The sequence below is a fragment of the Paracoccus chinensis genome (assembly GCF_900102885.1).
Lineage (GTDB): Bacteria > Pseudomonadota > Alphaproteobacteria > Rhodobacterales > Rhodobacteraceae > Paracoccus > Paracoccus chinensis.
This window is the reverse complement of record NZ_FNGE01000017.1, coordinates 25,325-44,350: the sequence shown is the minus strand read 5'-3', so window position 1 is coordinate 44,350 and position 19,026 is coordinate 25,325. Positions and strand designations below refer to the sequence as shown.

General features: G+C 69.4%; 23 protein-coding genes and 2 tRNA genes. 10 read left to right on the top strand and 15 right to left on the bottom strand.

Annotated elements, in window-relative coordinates; genetic code table 11:
- On the top strand, positions 1–335 hold a 335-nt coding region (locus tag BLQ03_RS14570), incomplete at its 5' end, for a transposase (RefSeq protein WP_139166751.1).
- 17 nt (positions 336–352) lie between these two features.
- On the top strand, positions 353–802 hold the full coding sequence (locus BLQ03_RS14565) for a response regulator (protein WP_090757056.1): 450 nt from the start codon (positions 353–355) through the stop codon (positions 800–802).
- A gap of 52 nt (positions 803–854) precedes the next feature.
- Here BLQ03_RS14565 and BLQ03_RS14560 read toward each other — a convergent pair whose 3' ends face one another.
- Complete coding sequence (locus BLQ03_RS14560) at positions 855–1,124, bottom strand: DksA/TraR family C4-type zinc finger protein (protein ID WP_090757055.1); 270 nt, start codon at positions 1,122–1,124, stop codon at positions 855–857.
- A 207-nt stretch (positions 1,125–1,331) separates the two neighbouring features.
- Between BLQ03_RS14560 and ihfA the strand changes: the two genes are divergently transcribed.
- The 4 genes from ihfA to BLQ03_RS14540 all read left to right on the top strand — a co-directional run bounded on the left by ihfA (position 1,332) and on the right by BLQ03_RS14540 (position 3,615).
- Positions 1,332–1,631: an integration host factor subunit alpha gene (ihfA, locus tag BLQ03_RS14555; protein WP_090757054.1), complete on the top strand. Its 300-nt coding sequence runs from the start codon at positions 1,332–1,334 to the stop codon at positions 1,629–1,631.
- A gap of 7 nt (positions 1,632–1,638) precedes the next feature.
- Positions 1,639–2,331 (top strand): MerR family transcriptional regulator, encoded by a 693-nt coding sequence (locus BLQ03_RS14550; protein ID WP_090757053.1) that lies wholly within the window; start codon positions 1,639–1,641, stop codon positions 2,329–2,331.
- 67 nt (positions 2,332–2,398) lie between these two features.
- A tRNA-Pro gene (locus BLQ03_RS14545) sits at positions 2,399–2,476 on the top strand.
- Positions 2,477–2,541: 65 nt separating this feature from the next.
- Complete coding sequence (locus BLQ03_RS14540; protein WP_090757052.1) at positions 2,542–3,615, top strand: 2'-deoxycytidine 5'-triphosphate deaminase; 1,074 nt, start codon at positions 2,542–2,544, stop codon at positions 3,613–3,615.
- 3 nt (positions 3,616–3,618) lie between these two features.
- On the opposite strand, the gene BLQ03_RS14535 is transcribed toward BLQ03_RS14540, so the two are convergent.
- The 5 genes from BLQ03_RS14535 to BLQ03_RS14515 form a co-directional block, all read right to left on the bottom strand.
- On the bottom strand, positions 3,619–3,837 hold the full coding sequence (locus BLQ03_RS14535; protein WP_090757051.1) for a hypothetical protein: 219 nt from the start codon (positions 3,835–3,837) through the stop codon (positions 3,619–3,621).
- 10 nt (positions 3,838–3,847) lie between these two features.
- Positions 3,848–4,426: an SMC-Scp complex subunit ScpB gene (scpB, locus tag BLQ03_RS14530; protein ID WP_090757050.1), complete on the bottom strand. Its 579-nt coding sequence runs from the start codon at positions 4,424–4,426 to the stop codon at positions 3,848–3,850.
- Between the two features lie 44 nt (positions 4,427–4,470).
- On the bottom strand, positions 4,471–5,238 hold the full coding sequence (locus BLQ03_RS14525) for a segregation and condensation protein A (protein ID WP_090757049.1): 768 nt from the start codon (positions 5,236–5,238) through the stop codon (positions 4,471–4,473).
- A gap of 153 nt (positions 5,239–5,391) precedes the next feature.
- Complete coding sequence (gene rpsD, locus BLQ03_RS14520; protein ID WP_090757048.1) at positions 5,392–6,012, bottom strand: 30S ribosomal protein S4; 621 nt, start codon at positions 6,010–6,012, stop codon at positions 5,392–5,394.
- A 134-nt stretch (positions 6,013–6,146) separates the two neighbouring features.
- Positions 6,147–7,355: a multidrug effflux MFS transporter gene (locus BLQ03_RS14515; protein ID WP_245688934.1), complete on the bottom strand. Its 1,209-nt coding sequence runs from the start codon at positions 7,353–7,355 to the stop codon at positions 6,147–6,149.
- Positions 7,356–7,459: 104 nt separating this feature from the next.
- Between BLQ03_RS14515 and BLQ03_RS14510 the strand changes: the two genes are divergently transcribed.
- The 4 genes from BLQ03_RS14510 (at position 7,460) to BLQ03_RS14495 (ending at position 9,212) form a co-directional block, all read left to right on the top strand.
- The gene (locus tag BLQ03_RS14510; protein WP_090757061.1) at positions 7,460–7,885 is read left to right on the top strand and encodes a DUF1489 family protein; all 426 of its coding nucleotides are present in this window, start codon (positions 7,460–7,462) and stop codon (positions 7,883–7,885) included.
- 40 nt (positions 7,886–7,925) lie between these two features.
- A tRNA-Gly gene (locus BLQ03_RS14505) sits at positions 7,926–7,999 on the top strand.
- A gap of 107 nt (positions 8,000–8,106) precedes the next feature.
- Positions 8,107–8,862: a sulfite exporter TauE/SafE family protein gene (locus tag BLQ03_RS14500; RefSeq protein ID WP_090757047.1), complete on the top strand. Its 756-nt coding sequence runs from the start codon at positions 8,107–8,109 to the stop codon at positions 8,860–8,862.
- 2 nt (positions 8,863–8,864) lie between these two features.
- Entirely contained in the window at positions 8,865–9,212 is a 348-nt protein-coding gene (locus tag BLQ03_RS14495) for a RidA family protein (protein ID WP_090757046.1), read from the top strand.
- Here BLQ03_RS14495 and lpxB read toward each other — a convergent pair.
- From lpxB to dxr, 9 genes are all read right to left on the bottom strand, one after another.
- Positions 9,196–10,350: a lipid-A-disaccharide synthase gene (lpxB, locus tag BLQ03_RS14490; protein ID WP_090757045.1), complete on the bottom strand. Its 1,155-nt coding sequence runs from the start codon at positions 10,348–10,350 to the stop codon at positions 9,196–9,198. The two genes, BLQ03_RS14495 and lpxB, sit on opposite strands and share 17 nt — an antisense overlap.
- A gap of 55 nt (positions 10,351–10,405) precedes the next feature.
- Positions 10,406–11,203, bottom strand: a complete 798-nt coding sequence (locus BLQ03_RS14485; RefSeq protein ID WP_090757044.1) for an LpxI family protein — start codon at positions 11,201–11,203, stop codon at positions 10,406–10,408.
- 7 nt (positions 11,204–11,210) lie between these two features.
- Complete coding sequence (lpxA, locus tag BLQ03_RS14480; RefSeq protein ID WP_090757043.1) at positions 11,211–11,996, bottom strand: acyl-ACP--UDP-N-acetylglucosamine O-acyltransferase; 786 nt, start codon at positions 11,994–11,996, stop codon at positions 11,211–11,213.
- Positions 11,989–12,477 carry a 3-hydroxyacyl-ACP dehydratase FabZ gene (gene fabZ / locus BLQ03_RS14475; RefSeq protein ID WP_090757042.1) on the bottom strand — a complete coding sequence of 163 codons (489 nt, stop codon included), beginning with the start codon at positions 12,475–12,477 and terminating at the stop codon, positions 11,989–11,991. The genes lpxA and fabZ overlap by 8 nt, the downstream gene beginning before the upstream one ends.
- Positions 12,478–12,544: 67 nt before the next feature.
- Positions 12,545–13,198: a nicotinate-nucleotide adenylyltransferase gene (locus tag BLQ03_RS14470; protein ID WP_090757041.1), complete on the bottom strand. Its 654-nt coding sequence runs from the start codon at positions 13,196–13,198 to the stop codon at positions 12,545–12,547.
- A gap of 2 nt (positions 13,199–13,200) precedes the next feature.
- Positions 13,201–14,022, bottom strand: a complete 822-nt coding sequence (locus tag BLQ03_RS14465) for an OmpH/Skp family outer membrane protein (RefSeq protein WP_090757040.1) — start codon at positions 14,020–14,022, stop codon at positions 13,201–13,203.
- The gene (gene bamA, locus BLQ03_RS14460; protein WP_090757039.1) at positions 14,022–16,418 is read right to left on the bottom strand and encodes an outer membrane protein assembly factor BamA; all 2,397 of its coding nucleotides are present in this window, start codon (positions 16,416–16,418) and stop codon (positions 14,022–14,024) included. The genes BLQ03_RS14465 and bamA overlap by 1 nt, the downstream gene beginning before the upstream one ends.
- Positions 16,419–16,518: 100 nt before the next feature.
- Positions 16,519–17,853, bottom strand: coding sequence for an RIP metalloprotease RseP (gene rseP / locus BLQ03_RS14455; protein ID WP_090757060.1), 1,335 nt, complete (start codon positions 17,851–17,853; stop codon positions 16,519–16,521).
- Positions 17,850–19,025 carry a 1-deoxy-D-xylulose-5-phosphate reductoisomerase gene (gene dxr, locus BLQ03_RS14450; protein ID WP_090757038.1) on the bottom strand — a complete coding sequence of 392 codons (1,176 nt, stop codon included), beginning with the start codon at positions 19,023–19,025 and terminating at the stop codon, positions 17,850–17,852. The genes rseP and dxr overlap by 4 nt, the downstream gene beginning before the upstream one ends.
- Between the last annotated feature and the right edge of the window lies 1 nt (position 19,026).

The window sequence follows — 19,026 nt, the reverse complement described above, 5'->3', positions numbered from 1 at the left end:
CGGGCCTGCGAGGGCGCCCCCGCACCCGTCCCAAGTATCTCGCGGGCGACAAGGCCTACAGCTACCGGCCCGTCTTCGCCTACCTGCGCCGACGCCGGATCCGGCCGGTCATCCCACCCCGCCAGGGCGGCAACATGGGCAAGGGCTGCCCGCGACGCTTCGACCCTGATCGCTACCGCAGGCGCAATGTGATCGAGCGCTGCGTCGGATGGCTCAAAGGCTGCCGCTCCATCGCGACCCGACATGAGAAGCTCGCCGTCAACTTCGGCGCCATGCTGAAGCTCGCCTTCCTGCGCCAATACCTGCGGACCCTCAGGCCGTCAGACAGGACCTAATTGCGCAGCTTGCTGCGATGTCGCCGCGCGTGCCCGTGGTGCTGGGCCTCTCGGGCGATCCGGAAAACGAGGCCGAGGCGCTGACTGCAGGCGCCGACGGTTTCATCGGCAAGCCGGTCGAAAGCCTGGCGCAGTTCCAGCACGCGATCCTGTCGGCCCTGCCGCCCGAGGCGCGCCCGACCGGCCTGCGCATGGTCAGCGAGGAAACGGTGCATCCCGATCCGGGCGCGCTGCGCGACGACCTTGCGCATGTGGCCGAGGTGCTGGCCTCGTCCTCCGACACAGGCGCGATCGACTACATCGCCCGTTTCCTTGCAGGCGTCGCGCGATCCGCAAGGGACGAGCCGCTGGAACAGGCCGCGACGGCGCTGGCGCGTGATCATTCGGCGGACCGGGCGCTGGCGGCGGATCTCGCCCGGATCAGCGGGCTGGTGCAGGACCGCCTTGCCGCGGCGGGCGGCGCATAGACAGCCATCACGGGCGCAATCAGCCCCGCCTGGCGCGATACCAACAGCCGCCCTACTTCAGCAGGCTGTCCTTGGATGCGCGGCGGTTCATCCCGCCCGTGGGCCGGAGCACGCGGTCGGCCTCGGACTGGCAGGAGATGCACAGCTTGACGCCGGGCTGGGCAAGGCGGCGCGCCTCGGGGATGGGCTCGCCGCAATCGGCGCATTCCGACAGGCTCTCTCCGCCCGCGCGATTACGCAGCCGCATCCGCGCCAGGGCCTCCTGGGTGCTGACCTCGATCTGCTCGTTGACCGCGCCATCCGTCGCCCAGCCGCCTGCCATTCCGTGCTCTCCCCCATTCTGCTGTCGCACCTTGAGGATGTAGGCGAGATCGCCCGCAGGGCAAGAACCACTTGCCCGTGCCCGAAAGCCGCGCAAGAGGGTTGTCCTGAAAGGTTTTCCCTCGACCAAATCTGGAACGAACCGGTCTCGGCATGGTTGACTTGCTGAATCCGGGACAACAATCTGTGACGAATGAAAGGCCCGCGCATGAGCGAAAAGACGCTGACCCGAATGGATCTGGCCGAAGCGGTGTTCCGGGAAGTGGGATTGTCCCGCCACGAAAGCGCGCAACTGGTCGAAAGCGTGCTGGGCCATATCTCGGACGCCCTGGTGCGGGGCGAGCAGGTCAAGATCTCGTCCTTCGGCACCTTCTCGGTGCGCGACAAGAACGAGCGCATCGGCCGCAACCCCAAGACGGGCGAGGAAGTCCCGATCACCCCCCGCCGTGTCCTGTCCTTCCGCCCGTCGCACCTGATGAAGGAACGCGTCGCGGCGGGGAACAAATAGGCGCCGCATGAAATCTCCGCAGGCCTTCCGCAGCATCGGCGAGGTTGCGCGGCTTGTGGGCGTGGCCACCCATGTGCTGCGCTACTGGGAAACGCAGTTTCCGGCACTCGCGCCCGTCCGTCGTCCAGACGGGCGGCGCTATTACCGGCCCGACGACCTGCTGCTGGCGGCGGGGCTGTGCGAGGTCATGCGCGAGGAGGGCCTGACCATCCGTGGCGCCCAGCGCCTGATCGCGCTGGACAAGGGGGCGGCCCTGCGCGAACGCGGCCGCCTGCGGCTGGAAGCCGCCGCCGATCAGAAGGCCGCGGAAGCAACCGGCAGGCGCAAGGGCGCACCCCGGACAAGGGCACAGCGGAGCACGGAGCAGGCCGGCGGTGCGGCCAGGGTCCAAGGGGAAGCCGATCCCTCGACAGGCTCCGCCCTGCCGCGTCCGGACGGGCAGGTGGCAGACCATGAGACCAACGGGTCCGAGGTCATGGCGGGCATCGCGCTGCCACCCTCGGTTGGTACAGACGAGCAAACTGCAGATGCTTCTGGCTCGACGGAAGCTGTGGAACCCGCCCCGCCCCAGGATTGCTCCGCCTGGCTCGACCGGCTGACCATCATCGCCGCGGCCCTGCGCACGCGTGAGCATCCCCTGCCCCCCGATGCGCGTCCCCTGCATGACGCCCTGCGGCGGCTTCAGGACGACCGCTCCTGATCCTTGTGCGGAAATCGCCCCAGAGGCCCTTGTGCAGCCCCTCGGCTTCGATCTATACGGCTCGCGTCGGGCCGTGGCGCAGTCTGGTTAGCGCGTCCGTCTGGGGGGCGGAAGGCCGCGAGTTCGAATCTCGCCGGCCCGACCATCACGAAACGCCCACCCTTCGGGGTGGGCGTTTGACAATCAAGGGCTTGGCAGAGGCGTGTTGAGATGAACGGCGTTCTTCCCGACAGCGCGCTGCGCAAGCTGATCGAGGATGGCGCGATCCGGGCGCCCATCGACTTCACCCCCGACCAGGTGCAACCCGCCAGCCTCGACCTGCGCCTTGGCACGACCGCCTGGCGGCTTCGGGCCTCGTTCCTCGCAGGGCGCGGCCGCAGCGTGGCGGACCGGCTGGCCGATTTCGAGATGCACCGCATGGACCTGACCCATGGCGCAGTGCTGGAAAAGGGCTGCGTCTACCTTGTCCCGCTGCTGGAGCGCCTTACCCTGCCCGAGGGGATCGAGGCGGTGGCGAACGCCAAGTCCTCGACCGGGCGGCTCGACCTGCTGACGCGGCTTGTCACCGACGACGGGACCGAGTTCGACCGCCTGCCCGCCGGCTACGACGGCCCGCTTTACGCCGAAATCTGCCCGCGCAGCTTTTCCGTCCTCGTGCGTCCGGGGATGCGGCTGAACCAGCTGCGCCTGCGGCAGGGCCATGCCGTTCTGGACGACACCGCGCTGGCGGCGCTGCACGCCGCGCAACCACTAGTCGATGGCGAGCCGCTGATCGACCAGGGTCTGGGTTTCTCGGTGGACCTGCGCCCGGCCGACGGCACTCTGGTGGGCTATCGCGCCCGTCCGCATACCGGCGTCATCGACCTCGACCGGATCGGCGGCTATGCCGCGCGGGATTTCTGGGACGACCTGCATGGCGAAGACGGACGCCTGATCCTTGACCCCGGCGCCTTCTACATCCTTGTCAGTCGGGAAACGGTTTCGATCCCGCCGGACCACGCCGCCGAGATGTCGCCCTACCTGGCGATGGTGGGCGAGTTCCGCGTCCATTATGCGGGCTTCTTCGATCCCGGCTTCGGCCACGGCCCGGCGGGTGCAGGGGCGCGCGGAGTGCTGGAGGTTCGCTGCCACGAGGCGCCCTTTGCCCTGGAACACGGGCAGGTCGTCGGACGCCTAGTCTATGAACGGATGAGCGCCCCGCCGGAGCGGCTCTATGGCCACGGCATCGCCTCCAACTACCAGGGGCAGGGCCTGAAGCTCGCCAAGCAGTTCCGGCAGGGCTGAAGCTCAGCGCAGCTTGCGCGTGATGCGGGCGGCCTGACGGGCGCGCTTGACGGCCTGCCGCGCCGCCTTGGCCTGCTTGGCGGCCGCGGGTGAAGGCTTGCCATCCGCCGTGGTGCCGCCGGTGCGCCGGGTGGCCAGGTCAATGCCCTTGTTCATCCCCCAGCTCATCAGCCGGCGGGTCAGCATCCGGCCGATGGGGCCGAAAAGTCCGTTCAGGTTCATGCAGCAGTCCTCAGTCGCCGAAGAGGTCATCCCCCGGCTCATCGCGCGGAATATCGGTGGCCTTCGCCTTTCCCGCAAGACCCGTCGGCCTGCTGTCCAGAAGGCCCGCCGCGCGCAACTCGGCCAGTCCGGGCAGGTCCTGGGTGCTGGCAAGGCCGAAATGATCCAGGAATGCCTCGGTCACGACAAAGGTGACGGGGCGGCCGGGGCTCTGCCGGCGGCGGCCAAGACGGACCCAGCCCGTCTCGATCAGTTGGTCCAGCGTGCCGCGGCTGACGGCAACACCGCGGATCTCCTCGATCTCGGCGCGGGTGACGGGCTGGTGATAGGCCACGATCGCCAGCGTTTCGGTGGCGGCGCGGGACAGGCGTCGGGCTTCGACCACCTCCTCCTGCATCAGGAAGCCCAGGTCTGCGGCGGTGCGGAAGGCCCAGGCGTCGCCCACCCGTTCAAGCTCGACACCCCGGCCGGCGTAGCGCGCGCGCAACCGACGCAGCGCCTCGGCCGGGTCCGAGCCCGCCGGAAGGCGTGCGGCCAGGTCGCGCAGGGTCATCGGCTGGGCCGAGGCGAACAGCAGCGCCTCGACCATGCGTTCCTGCTGGTCGAGGGGCGGCGGCAGGAAGGACGGCCCGCTCACCGCACGCGCAGGGTGATGGGAGCGAAGGCGCCGCCCTGCCGCAGCTCGACCCGGCCCTGCCTGGCCAGCTCCAGCGAGGCGGCGAAAGTCGCGGCGGCGGCCGAGCGGCGCCGGGCGGGCGTGTCTTCCCATCCAGCGGGCAGGAAGCGAGCCAAGTCCGTCCAGCTGCCCGCGTGGCCGATCAGCCGCCGCATCCGGTCCAGCGCATCCTCGAGCGTCCAGATGTCGCGGCGGTCATAGGCATAGGGGCGGAACTCGTCGCGGGTGCGCAGGCGGGCATAGGCTTGCAGGATATCGATCAGCCCCGTCTTCCAGGTGACCGAGCGGACACGCGCCACGGTTTCCGGCACGCCCCGCGCAAAGCGGTCCTGCCCCAGCCGTGCACGCCCCATCAGCCGCGCTGCCGCCTCGCGCATGGCGTTCAGCCGCTCCAACTGGAAGGCCAGGTGCGCGGCGAGATCCTCGGCCGAGGGCTCCGTAGCCTCGGGCTCGGGCGGCAGCAGAAGCCGGGATTTCAGATAGGCGAGCCAGGCGGCCATCACGAGGTAATCCGCCGCCAGCTCGATCCGCAGGCTGCGGGCCTGCTCGATGAAGGCAAGGTACTGCTCGGCCAAGGCAAGGACGCTGATCTGCATCAGGTCCACCTTCTGCCTGCGCGCCAGCGTCAGCAAAAGATCCAGCGGGCCGTCAAAGCCCGGCACATCCACGATCAGGGCATCGTCCGGGCGCGTGGCGGGATCGGGCCTGTGCAGGCTTGCAGTCATGCGCCACCCTTGGAAAGGGCCACTCGCACTGTCAACCGCCTGCATCTTCTGTCGCCAAATATCCCGGGGTCCGGGGCAGCGCCCCGGTCCGGCGGCACCCAACGAAAAAGGCCGCCCGAAGGACGGCCTTTCCGAAAACCCGCAGGAACCGGATCAGTTCTGGGCGTAGTATTCGACGACCAGGTTCGGCTCCATCTGCACCGCATAGGGCACGTCGCCCAGCGCGGGGGTGCGGACAAAGGTCGCCGTCATCTTGTTGTGGTCGACCTCGATGTAGTCGGGGACGTCACGCTCGGCCAGGCCCACGGCTTCCAGCACGATGGCCAGCTGGCGCGACTTCTCGCGGACGGCGATCACGTCGCCTTCCTTGACGCGGTACGAAGCGATGTTCACGCGCTGGCCGTTCACGGTGACATGGCCGTGGTTCACGAACTGGCGCGCGGCCCAGATGGTCGGCACGAACTTGGCGCGGAAGACCACGGCGTCCAGGCGACGCTCGAGCAGGCCGATCAGCATCTCGCCCGTGTCGCCGCGCTGACGCTCGGCTTCCGAGAAGATGCGGCGGAACTGCTTTTCGGTCAGGTCGCCGTAGTAGCCCTTGAGCTTCTGCTTGGCGCGCAGCTGGGTGCCGAAATCCGACAGCTTGTTCTTGCGGCGCTGGCCGTGCTGGCCGGGGCCGTATTCCCGCTTGTTCACCGGGGACTTGGCGCGGCCCCAGATGTTTTCGCCCATGCGGCGGTCGATCTTGTACTTGGCAGAGGTGCGTTTCGTCACCGCTGATCTCCTTCGTTCGATTTGAAGGGCGTTGTCCTTCTCCCCCGAGCAGGGGCGACAGGTTTCCCCTTGCGGGGTCCACCAACACCAATGGAAGCGGCGCTTATAGACGCGCGGGCAGCAGAGTCAACCGCTCACTTCATCCGGCCCATGATGAGCCAGGCCAGCGTCGAGCAGATCACCGCCGCCAGCGCGACCGGGATCGCCGTGCCGTCATAGGCCAGCCCCACCGGCGCCGCGATGGCCACCGCGCCCAATGTCGAGATGGCCGAGACGACCGAGGCGGTCAGCCCCGCGATGTGCCCCATCCGCTGCATGGCCATGGCGTTGAGGTTGCCGAAGGTCAGCCCCGCCATCATGAACAGCCCCACCGCCCAGAGGAAGAACACGGGAAAGCGCAGGCCCTCGGGCAGCACGTCCGTCACCAGCAGCAGCAGGAACAGCGCCGACACCCAGATCTGGACCGCATAGGCTCCCCGCGCGATCCGGCGCATCCCGATGCGCATCACCAGGCGCGAGTTGATGAGCGTTCCCGTGCCCGCCAGGATCGCCATGGCCGCGAACCACAGGGGAAACTGGCCGCCCTTGTCATAGGTTTCCCCGAACAGTTGCTGGGCCGAGGAGAGCAGCGCGAACATCTGCCCGAATCCCAGAGAGATTGTGATGGTGCTCAGGACAACCTGCCGGTCCGACAGCACCTCGCGCACCCCGGTCCACAGCGTCCCGACCTGCAGGGGGCGGCGCGCGACGGGGGGCAGCGTCTCGGGCTGGCGCAGGGACAGCCACAGCCAGCCGATTGCGCCGAACAGGATGAAGCCGACAAAGACGCCGTGCCATCCCATCAGGTGGATGAAGCCCACGCCGATCAGCGGGGCCAGGGCCGGCACGATCATGAAGACCATCATGATGAAGCTGGTGATCCGCGCCATCTCGCGGCCCGAATAAAGGTCGCGCACCAGCGCCGTGCCGACGATCCGGGGCGCGGCCGCACCCAGACCTTGCGCGAAACGCGCCGCCAGCAGCAGCTCCAGCGAGTTCACGAACAGCGCCACCGCCGAGGCCACGAGATAGACTGCAAAGCCGATCGCCATGGCGGGCTTGCGTCCGATCGCGTCCGAAACGGGACCCGCGAACAGCGTGCCCAGGCCCATTCCGGCCATGAAGCTGGTCAGGATCAGCTGCGCGCGGTTCACGTCGTCGGGCGTCAGTTGCGCGGCGATCTCGGGCAGCGCGGGCAGCATGGCATCCATCGAGAATGCGACGGTGGCGAACAGGAATGCGAGCATCGCGATCAGCTCGCCCTGCGGCAGCCGGCGCGACGCCTGAGCGGTGTCGGTGGTCATGGAAATATCCTTTCCCCAAGGCTGCTACGCCCTCGTCCGGGCACCCGCAACCCTGCGGCGTCCCGCCCCTGTTAACCTTTGAGGGCGTCGCCTATATGGCCGCCATGACCACCCCCTCCCTGCACATGATGAAGCTCTGCGTGGGCGCCCCCCACCCCGAGTCGCTGGAACGCTGGCAGGCCGAACGCTTTGGCGACGGCCCGGCCGAGCACATCACCCGCATGTGGCCCAAGCGTGCCGAGGAGCTGCTCGCGGGCGGCTCGATCTACTGGGTCTTCAAGGGCACCATGCTGGCGCGCCAGCGCATCCTGGACCTGCAGCAGCGGACGGGCGGCGACAACATCACCCGCTGCGCCCTGATCCTGGACCGCGAGGTGATCCGGGTGTCGGCCGTCCCGCGCCGCGCCTTCCAGGGCTGGCGCTACCTGGTGCCTGCCGACGCGCCGCCCGATCTGCCCGCCGGGCGCGCGGCGGAATCGCCCCTGCCGCCGAAGCTCGCGCGCGAGCTGGCCGAGATGGGGCTGCTCTGAGCTTGACCGGGGCTGCGGCCCGCGCTATCGGAAACGTGTCGCGGGTGTAGCTCAATGGTAGAGCAGAAGCTTCCCAAGCTTACGACGAGGGTTCGATTCCCTTCACCCGCTCCACTCCCCTGACTGCTTGAAGTTTCGCCCAGCGGAAACGCGCGGGCATCCTGCTTGCTGTTCGGGTGCCGTCCCGCCACCCTTGCCGCGACTTCAGCCAAGGGTGCGACGTGACCGATTATCTTCTGCTGCTTGTCGCCGGGTTCCTCGGCGGGATGCTGAATGCCGTGGCAGGAGGAGGCACGTTCATCGTCTTCCCCGCGCTGGTCTTCACCGGCGTGCCGGTGGTCATGGCCAATGCCACCAGCACCGTGGCCGCCCTGCCCGGCTATCTCGCCGCCACCCTCGGCTTCTGGCGCGAGGTGGCGCTCATCCCGCGCGACATCATGCTGCGGCTGACGATCTGGACGCTGGTCGGCGGGGCGGCCGGGTCGGCGCTGCTGCTGGTGTCCTCGAACGAGACCTTCGCGGCCATTGTGCCCTTCCTGCTGCTGGCGGCGACGCTGATCTTCCTGGCGGGGCCGCGGCTTCATGCCTTCACCTCGCGCTTCCGGGGGGGCGTCACGGCCTTCGGCGCGGGGACGCTGCTGCCGGTCGCGATCTACGGCGGCTATTTCAACGGCGGCCTCGGGATCGTGCTGCTTGCGCTCTTCTCACTGTGGGGAATGACCGACATCCACACGATGAACGGGCTCAAGACCTGGCTGTCCTTCGCCTTGTCCACCATCAGCCTTGTGATCTTCGCGGTGGGCGGTCAGATCGCGTGGCTGCCCTGCCTGGTCCTTGCCATCGGCGCCATCGCGGGCGGGCTGGGGGGCGCGCCCGTCGCGCGGCGTATTCCCGTTCCGGTACTGCGCGGGTTGATCGCGGTCGTCGGCTTCGGCATGACGGCGCTATTCTTCTGGCGCCTCATCAACGGAGCATGAACATGGCGGACATCAAGCGGATCGAATGCGGAACCCGGATGAGCGAGGCGGTCATCCACAACGGCGTGGTCTATCTGGCCGGACAGGTCGGCAACCCCGGTGAGAGCGTGGCCGACCAGACCCGGGAAGTGCTGGCCCAAGTGGACCGCCTGCTGGCGGAAGCGGGCACCGACAAGACCCGCATCCTCAAGGCGCAGATCTGGATGGCCGACATCGCCGACTTCGCCGAGATGAACGCTATCTGGGACGCCTGGGTGCCGCAGGGGAACTGCCCCGCCCGCGCGACCGGCGAGGCGAAGCTGGCCACCCCCGACTACAAGGTCGAGGTGATCGTCACCGCCGCGCTGTAACGGCCGCGATCACCGAACGGGCCGCCCGCACGCCGGGCGGCTCTCCGCCGCGGCCCAGCCGCTCCATTGTCAGGTCCATTGCGGCAAGCTGCTCGGCCCGCGCGTCCGCGTCGTCCAACAGGCGCAGCAGGGCATTCGCCATGGGCCCCGGCTGGCAGCGCCGCCCCAGGAACTCGGGGACAGTGCGGGTCTCGCTGACCAGGTTCACCAGCGTCACGGTGTCGGTCTTTAGCAGCAGCCCGATCAGGGCGCGGCTGACCGGCGCCATGTCATAGCCGATTACCATCGGCACCCAGTTTGCCGCAAGCTCCAGGCTGACCGTCCCCGAAGCCGCCAGCGCCAGGTCGGCAGCGGCAAAGGCGGCGCGCTTGTCCGCCTCGCCCTGCACGACAACGGGGGCAGTCGGCCAGCGCCGGACCATCCCCCTCACCATGTCCGCAACGCCCGGCACGGTCGGCAGCACGACGCGGATTTCCGGCACGCGGTCGCGCAGCCGCATCAGCGCCTCGTCGAAGCGCGGGCCCAGCCGCTCGACCTCGCCCCGGCGCGAGCCCGGCAGGCACAGGACCAGCGGTGCATCCGCCGCAATGCCATGGCGCGCACGGAAGGCAGCGGCCTCGGCCGGCGAGGCCAGCGGCTCGGCCACGACCGGGTGGCCCACGAAGTCGCAGGTCATGCCTGCCGCCTGCATCAGCGGCGGCTCGAAGGGCAGGATCGCCAGCACATGGTCGATGACCTGCGCCATCTTCGCCGCCCGGCCCGAGCGCCAGGCCCAGACCGAGGGCGCCACGTAATGCACGGTGCGGATCCGGGGCGCCGCCGCGCGCACGATCCGCGCCACCCGCAGCCCGAAATCGGGGCTGTCGATGGTGACCAGCACATCGGGTGCGGCGTCGATCACCGCTTGGGCCGTCTGCGCGATCCGGCGCTTGAGCGCGCGGTATTTCGGCAGGATTTCCCAGATGCCCATGAGGCTCAGCTCGGACATGGGGAAAAGGCTTTCCAAGCCCTGCGCCGCCATGCCCTCGCCGCCGATGCCTTGGACCTCAAGAGCGGGGTCAAGCTCGCGCAGCCCTGCGATCAGCGCGGCCCCGAGGCGGTCGCCCGAAGGCTCGCCCGCGATCAGGAAGGCCCTCATGCCCCTACCCGCAGGGCCAGGGCAGCAGAGGCTCCTTCGTGACCCGAATGCTCCGTCACTCCAGTGCCCACAGGAACAGCCCCGCATCCTCTGCCGCAGCGAGGGTCGCCTTGCGGTCCAGCAGCAGAACGCCGCCCGCCGCCCAGGCGATCCCGGCAAGCTCCGCCCGCGCCGCTTGGGCCACCGTGTCCGGCCCGATCGCCGGAAGGTCGATACGCCGGTCCTGCGCGGGCTTAGGCGCCTTGTAAAGCACCCCCTTCGCGCCACGCGCATCCGGCCGCAGCCCTTGATGAAGGGCCGCAAAGTCCAGCATCGCTTCGGTCCCCGGCAGTGTTTCAAGCGCCAGGCACAGGCCCTGCGCCACGACGCAGCCCTGCCCGATGTCCAAGGGTCCCGTCACGGCCAGGATCTCGGCCGCCCGCGCCGCATCCGCCCGGTCGGCGGCAGAAGGCTCGCCCGTCAGCACGCCGGGACCGGGCACCAGGTCCGGGCGGATCGCATCCACGCCCGCGACCTCGAAGCCCCATTCCTCGAAGATCGAGATCAGCTCGCGCAGCGCCCCGTCGTCGCCCGACTGCATTGCGCCCAGGAAGCGCGGCACCAGTGTCGCGGTGCGAGGGTCGAACATCTCGGGTTCAAGCCGGGGGCGCCGCACCGCCCCCGCGAAGACCACGCGGCTGACATCGGAGTCGGCCATGGCGTCCAGCAGCGGAACCAGCCGTTCCAGTCGGAAGGTTTGGGCCGGGATTGCCGGGGCAAAGCCGTCCAGAGCGTAGACGAGGGGCGCGTCCAGCGCCTCGGCCACCAGCCCCGGCAGCGCGCCCTGCCCTGCGACAATGGCGGTCCGGCTCATCGCCCGCTCAACCCTGCGGCCGCAGGAAGCTGCGCTCGCTGGGTCCGAGGATGAAGTCCAGAACCTCGCGCTCCATGGGCGTCACCTCGCCTTCGGACTGCTGTCGCGCGGTTTCGCGGAAGGACCCGGCCCCCAGCATCGCCAGCAGCTCGCGCAGCGCCGCGATCTCGGCCCGGCCCGCGCCGCGCCGCTTGAGGCCCACGAGGTTCAGCCCCTCCATCTGCCCCCGTGGCCCCGACACGAGCGCATGGGGCAGCACGTCCGCCGTCACCATGGTCAGCGCGCCGATCATCGCCCCGCGCCCGATGCGGACAAACTGGTGGACGCCCGACAGGCCGCCGACGATCACCTCGTCTTCCAGCACGCAATGCCCTGCGACGGCCACGCTGTTGACCAGAATCACGCGGTTGCCGATCCGGCAGTCGTGGGCCACGTGGCTGCAGGCCATGAACAGCCCGTCGTCCCCGATCTGCGTCAGCCCGCCGCCGCCCGCCGTGCCGGGGTTCATGGTCACGTATTCGCGGATACGGTTGCGGGCGCCGATGACCAGTCGCGTCCGCTCGCCCTGGAACTTGAGGTCCTGGGGCACCTCGCCGATGCAGGCAAAGGGAAAGACAACCGTCTCGGGGCCGATCTCGGTCTCGCCCGCGACAACGACATGGGATTTCAGCTCGACCCCGTCGCCCAGCCGCACCTGCGGGCCGACATGGCAGAAGGGGCCGATGCGGACGCCCTCGCCCAGAACGGCCCCCGGCTCGACGATGGCCGAGGGATGGATCGCGGTCTCAGCCATCCGAGGAGTCGCTGCGCAGGTCCATCATGGCGGTGAACTCGGCCTGCGCGCAGACCTGCCCGTCCACCTTCGCCTCGCCCGTGAACTTCCAGATCTTGCCGCCGGGACGCTTGACGGTGACGTGCAGCTCGACCACGTCGCCCGGCTGGACCATGCGGCGGAACTTGCAGCCGTCGATGCCCATGAAATAGGTCAGCAGCGGCTTGTCGATGACGTTGAGGCTGATGCCCACGACGACCGCCGCCGTCTGGGCCATCGCTTCCACGATCAGCACGCCCGGCATGATCGGCTGGTCGGGGAAATGGCCGGGGAAATGCGGCTCGTTCGCCGTCACGCACTTGATCCCCACCGCGCTTTCGAAGGGCACGATGTCGCGCACCTTGTCGATCAGCAGGAAAGGGTATCGATGCGGGATGATCCGCTTGATGAGGGCGAGGTCGGCAGAGCCGTGGGGGGCGGGGTTGCGCTCGGTCTCGGCCATGGTTCCTCCGGCTTTCCTGGCCGTCCGTACCAAATGCCGCGAAGCCTTGGCAAGGCTGGGCCCGTGATCAGGGCCCGAGGCCAGCCAATGGCGCCCCCGCGTCAGGGCGCTCGGCGGCCTTCCGCCGGGCCGACCGGATCGCGGTCGAGGACAGGGCCGTCATCGGCACGTTGATCAGGACCCAGGCAGGCGGGGTCATGTCGGCCAGCCGGGCCGCCTGGTGCTGCGGCAGGCGCCAGCGTTCCAGGATGCGCGCCGCCCGTGCCGACCGGGCGGGCGTGCGCGACCCGGGGCGGGCGACCACGCCGATGGGCACCTGCGCGGTGATGCCCCGCCAGCGGTCCCAGCGGCTGAACTGGATCAGGTTGTCCGACCCCATCAGCCAGACAAAGCGGACACCGGGAAAGCGCGCCTTCAGCGCCGCGATGGTGTCGGCAGTCCAGCGGGTGCCCAGCCGCGCCTCGATCCCCGTCACGACGATGCGCGGATCGTCCGCGATCCGCCGCGCCGCCCCGATACGTTCCGCCAAAGGCGCGGGACCGTGAGCTTTAAGCGGGTTGCCGGGACTGACGAGCCACCATACCCGGTCCAGCCGGAAGCGGCGCAGCGCCATTTCCGTAATGTGCAGATGCCCCGCATGGGCCGGGTCGAAGGACCCGCCCAGCAGTCCGATCCGCTGCCCCGGCAGAGCGATCGGGTTCAGGTCGGCCCCCTCCTCCACGGTCAGCGCGCGCCCTGCGGCGTCCGTTCGGCTTCAGAGCCCGGCCTGCCGCCTATGGGATCGCTCGATCCCTCATCCTCTGCCGCCTCGGCCTGAGCACGTGCGGCAGCGGCGATGATCTCGCGTCCGTCGCCGAGTTCAGCGTCCAGCGCGGCAATCGTGGCGGCGGTGGCGTCGATCCGCTCGTCGGCGATCAGAACCGTGCGCTGGTCCAGGACGACCAGCGCCCCGCGTGCGGCCATCACCCGGCCCAGAACAGGCGCGGCGGCCTGGAAGAACAGGGCGCGGTCGCGCTCGGCCGTCTCGGTCAGGGCCTCCAGCGCCGCCTGTCGTTCGGCACGGACCGCCGTCACCCGTTCGTCGAAGCGGGCGGCGCGGGCGCGGAATTCGTCCGGTGACAGGGTGGCGCGGGCAGCGGTCAGCGCATCCTCGTCGGCAACGAGGTCGGCAAAGGCGCGGTCGTTGTCGGCCGCGACCTGCCGGGACTGGGCGGCAAGCTCGGCCTGCGCCCGCAGCCCCCAGCGGGACCGGCGATACATCGCCTCCTGATCCACCGTCAGGACCGCGCGCCCCAGGGCTTGCACGGCCCCGTCGAGCGACCCGGCCGGAGGCGTCACCCGCAGCGGCGCCCCCTGTCGGGACGGCTGATTGCCCGGCGGCGGCAGGTCAGGCCCTGCAAGACCCCCGGCGTCCGACGGGGATGCGGAGGGGCTCGGCGCCTGCGGCGCTGGCGAAAGCGGAAGATCCTGCGCCAGAACTGGCGCCACCCCCAGCAGGGCGGCCAGCAGAACGGCCCATCCCGCCTGTCCCGCCGTCGGGCGCATCAGAACCGGGTCGAGATCGACAGGTCGAAGGGCTGGTCCTCGTCGTAGTCCTCTTTCTTCACGGCCTTGGACAGGTTGAAGCGCAGCGGACCCACGGGCGTCGTCCAGAACAGCGACACGCCGACCGAGGCGCGCACCTTCATGCCGTCATCGACGGTGCCGTCCACGAACTCGGTCCGGTTGCCGTCGCCGTCACGGTCGTTGGTGTCACGGTTGTAGCCTTGGGCGTTGTCCAGCCCCCAGACCGAGCCCGCGTCGGCGAAGATACCGCCGCTGATGCCGTATTCCTCGGGCAGGCCCAGCGGGAACTGGGCTTCGGCCCGCACGGCCCAGAAGAAGTTGCCACCCAGCGCATCCTCGTTCGGCGCGTTCAGGTCGCGCGGGCCATAGCCGTTCGCCTCGAAGCCCCGGATGCGGCCGCTGCCCCGGAAGCGGTCGGTGATGCGGCTTTCCGTATCGTTCAGCATGACCAGCGCCCCGGCCTCGAACTCGGCGCGCAGGGCCACCTCCTCGCGCCAGGCGCGGCTTTCGACGCCGGCCAGCATCGTGGTGGTCACCGATTCGACGTCGCCGCCGACGCCCGCGAAATCCTGGCTGAAGCGCAGCTTCCAGGCGGTCAGCGGGTCCAGCCCCGTGCCGCGCGTGTCATAGTTGTAGGTATAGCCCAGGGCCGAGGTGACGCGTTCGCCCTGCTCGCTCACGAGGATGGGGGACGAGCCGATGAACTCACCCGTTTCGGGGCTGATCTCGACGGGGTCCACGTCGAACAGCTTGTCCTTGCTCAGGCGATAGCCCAGTTCCAGACGCCCGTTCGGGCTGACCGGGAACTCCAGCCCGGTCGAGAAGCCGACGCTGCGGGTGTTCAGCTTGGCGTTCTCGTAGTCCGAGGTCCGGTACCAGGTCGAGAACCGGGCGCGCAGGTCGCGGTTCAGGAAGGCGGGCTCGATGAAGGTGAAGTCGAAGCCCTGCGAGCCGCTGGCGGTCGAGAAGGACAGGTTCACCGTCTGGCCGCGGCCGAGGAAGTTCGTTTCCGACAGCGAGGCGTTGAAGCCCACGCCCTGGCTGGCACCGTAGCTTGCGCCGAAGCCAAGGCTGCCGGTCGGCTGTTCCTCGACGTTGACGTCCACGATGACCTGCTGGGGGCTCGATCCCTGGCGGGTTTCCACCTGGGCGTCGGCGAAATAGCCCAGGGCGCGGATGCGCTCGGCCGAGTTGCGGATCTCGCGCGGGTTCAGCGGGTCGCCCTCGACCGTGCGGAACTGGCGGCGGATCACCTCGTCCAGCGTGGTGGTGTTGCCCTCGATGTCGATGCGCTCGACGAAGATCTTGGGGCCGCGGGTCAGGGCAAAGGTCAGGTCCAGCGTCTGGTTGCGCGGGTTGCGCGTGACGCGCGGCTCGAAGTTGACGAAGTCGGCGCCCTGCTGGATCGCCAGTGCTTCCATCCGGCGGATCGTGTTCTCGACCGCCTGCGGGCTGTAGACCTGCCCGGGCCGGACCCGGTTCTGCGCCACGTAGGAATCGGCGGCCAGGCCCGGAACCTCGCTGATCACGTTCACATTGCCGAAGGTGTAACGCGGGCCTTCGTAGATGTTGTAGGTGACGTAGAAGGCATCGCGTTCGCGCGTGACCTCGGGCGCGACGGCCTGCACGCGGAAATCGGCGTAGCCGCGCGAGCGGTAGAAGTCCGTCAGCAGCTGCTCGTCCAGCTGGGTCCGTTCAGGCGCGAAGACGTCGCGGCGGATGAAGTTGCGCAGGATGCCGGCCTGCTTGGTCGCCAGCACGTTGCGCAACCGGCGGTCGGAAAAGGCGCGGTTGCCGGTGAAGCCGATGCGCTCGATCTCGGTCAGGTCGCCTTCGCGGATCTCGAAGACCAGGTCCACGGCATTGCCGGGGCGGCGGATCACGCGGGGATCGACCCGGGCGGCATAGCGGCCTTCGCTGGCGTAAGCGGCGGCGATGGCCTGCGCGTCCTCCTCGGCCTGGCTGGGCGAGAAGACCCGGCGCGCCTGCGAGCCGACAATCTGGCTCAGCTGCTCATCCTTGATGCGGCGGTTGCCCTCGAAGCTGATGACGTTGATCGTGGGATATTCGCTGACCCGGATGGTCAGGGTGCGACCTTGGGGCACGATCTCGACCGTCTCGAACAGGCCCGACTGCTGCAGGCGCTGCTGGGCGTCGTTCAGGTCGCCCAGCGACAGGTCCGATCCGCGCCGGATGTTGGCGATGGACAGCGCCGTTTCCGCATCCACGCCCTGCGCGCCTTCCAGACGCACCTCGTTGTAGACCACGGCCGCAGCCGGTCCCGCCGTTCCCAGGACAGCCGCAAGCGCCAGCCCCGACACAAGCGCCCGCGCGCCCCTGATGCCCGGGCCAAGGCCCATCGTCCGATCCATCATCGCCCGCCCCTCGCGTCTGGCCCATCGCGCCGGTTGTCCCGGCCGGATTTGGGGCAGGATTAACCCCGCGCAGGGTCGGGTGTCAAAGCAAACCCCTGATCTAGCGGCACAGGATGTCGTTGGAGAGGCCGAAGAACATCAGCATCAGCACCAAGGCCATGCCGATGCGGGTCAGGATGTCCATGGCACGCGCAGAAGGCGGGCGCCCGGCCACGGCCTCCCACGTGTAGAAGGCCAGGTGGCCGCCATCCAGAACGGGGATCGGCAGCAGGTTCAGGAAACCGATGCCCGCCGACAGCACGGCGACCAGCCAGAAGAAATTGCCCGCGCCCGAGCTTGCCGCGTCGCCCGCCACCTCGGCGATCGAGATCGCGCCGGACAGGTTGCAGCGCCCGATCTGGCCCGTGACCATCGCCACCATGCCCGTGAGAGAGCCCCAGATCACGTCCCAGGTCTGCTGGGCGCCCATCGACAGCGCCTCGAACGGCCCCGGCGTGCGCGTGGAAGGACGGATGTAGCCCTCGCCCCCCGTCACGCCGATGAGCCAGCGTTTTTCAAAGCCACCCCCGGCACTTGGCAGGTCCTGTTCACGTGGAACAAGAACAAAATCAGCCTCGCCCTCGCCTTCGCGCCAGACTCGCAGGGTGACGGGACGCCCTTGCGCGGCCTCGACAGCGGGGCGCAGGTCGGTGAAGCGGTTGATGGGTCGGCCTTCGACCGCCAGGATCACGTCGCCCGCGCGCAGATCGACGGCCGAGGCTGCGCTGCGCGGACCCACGCCCGAGATGCGCGGCGGCGCGACATCGGGGGCGGTGACGGTAAGCTCGTCCCCTTGCCTCCGGACGGTCCACTGCTGCTGGGGCGCGGCCGGCAGGGTCTCGGTCAGCCGGAACAGGGTAGCCCAGCCATTGACCGGCTGGCCGCCCACGGCCAGCACCTCGTCGCCGGGGCGCAGTTCGTTGACGATGCCCGGCGGCGTGGGGGCGATCTCGCCCACGACGACGCGGTCCGTGGCGATCCCCTGCCAGGCGATCACGCCCGCAAAGACAAGGGCCGCGAGGATGAAGTTGAAGACCGGCCCCGCCGCCACGGTGGCAAAGCGTGCCCAGAGCGGCGCCCCGCCCAATGTCTGCCGCGCCAGCGCCGGGTCCATGTGCCCGTCGCGCGTCATGCTGGCCGCGTCGGCGTCACCCAGAAAGCGGACGTAACCGCCCAGGGGAATCGCCGCCACCTGCCAGACGGTGCCACGCCGGTCGCGGCGCGCGAACAGGCGGGGTCCGAAACCAAGCGAGAAGACCTCGGCCCGGATGCCGGACCAGCGGCCGACAATGTAGTGACCGTATTCGTGAACGCCCACGATGATGGACAGCGCGACGATAAAGGCCACAACCGTCCAGGCGAGCCCGCCCATCTGTCCGACAAGTTCCTGGATCATGCCGCCGCCGTCTGCCAGGCCGCCGCGTCCCGCCGCGCCTGCGCATCCCATTCCAGCACCGCCTCAAGACTGTCGGGGCTGGTCCCGAAACCCGGCCGACCGGCGGCGAGGTCCAGCGCATGGGCCACCGCCCCCGCCATGTCGGTGAAGCGGATGCGACCCGCAATGAAGTCGTCCAGCGCCTGTTCCTTGGCGGCGTTCAGCACCGCGCCCGCAGCCCCGCCTTGAGCGATCACCTGCCGCGCCAGGGCCAGCGCGGGCCAGCGCGTCTCGCACGGCGCGCGGAAGGTCAGGCTGCCCAGGGCGGCAAGGTCGAGCCGGGCCAGCGGCAGCTTCTCGCGCCGCGGCCAGTGCAGCGCATGGCCGATGGCGTGGCGCATGTCCGGTGGACCCAGATGCGCCAGCGTGCCGCCGTCCACATAGGAGACCAGAGCGTGGATGATCGATTCAGGGTGGACCAGCACCTCGATCCGGTCGCCCGGCAGGCCGAAGAACTCATGCGCCTCGATGACTTCCAGCGCCTTGTTGAACATCGAGGCGCTGTCGATGGTGATGCGCTGACCCATGTCCCAGTTCGGGTGGCTGGAGGCCTCGGCCACCGTGGCCTGCGCCAGCCGTTCCAGCGGCCAGTCCCGGAAGGCCCCGCCCGAGGCGGTCAGGGTGACACGCTCGACCACTTCGAGGCTGTCACCATCAAGGCATTGGAATACGGCAGAATGTTCGGAATCGACGGGCAGGATCGTGGCGCCGGTGCGCCGGGCCGTGGCCATCAGAAGCCGACCGGCGGCCACAAGGCTTTCCTTGTTCGCCAACGCGAGCGTGCCACCGCGCTCGACCACGCGCAGCCCCGGCGCGAGTCCCGCAGCCCCCACAATCGCGGAAAGCGTCCAGTCGGCGGGCCGGTCCGCGGTCTCGGCGATGGCCTGCGTGCCCGCGGCGGCCTCGATCCCCGTCCCCGCCAATGCCGCGCGCAGATCAGGCAGCAACGCCTCGTCCGCGATGACGGCGATCTCGGCGTGCAGGGCCCGCGCCATTTCGGCCAGCCGTGCCACGTTGCGCCCGCCGGTCACCGCGACAGCGCGCCAAGTCTTGGGCCCGCCCGAGCCCATCAGCAGATCGAAGGCGCTTTCCCCGATCGAGCCGGTTGCGCCGAAGATCGAAATGCTGCGCATG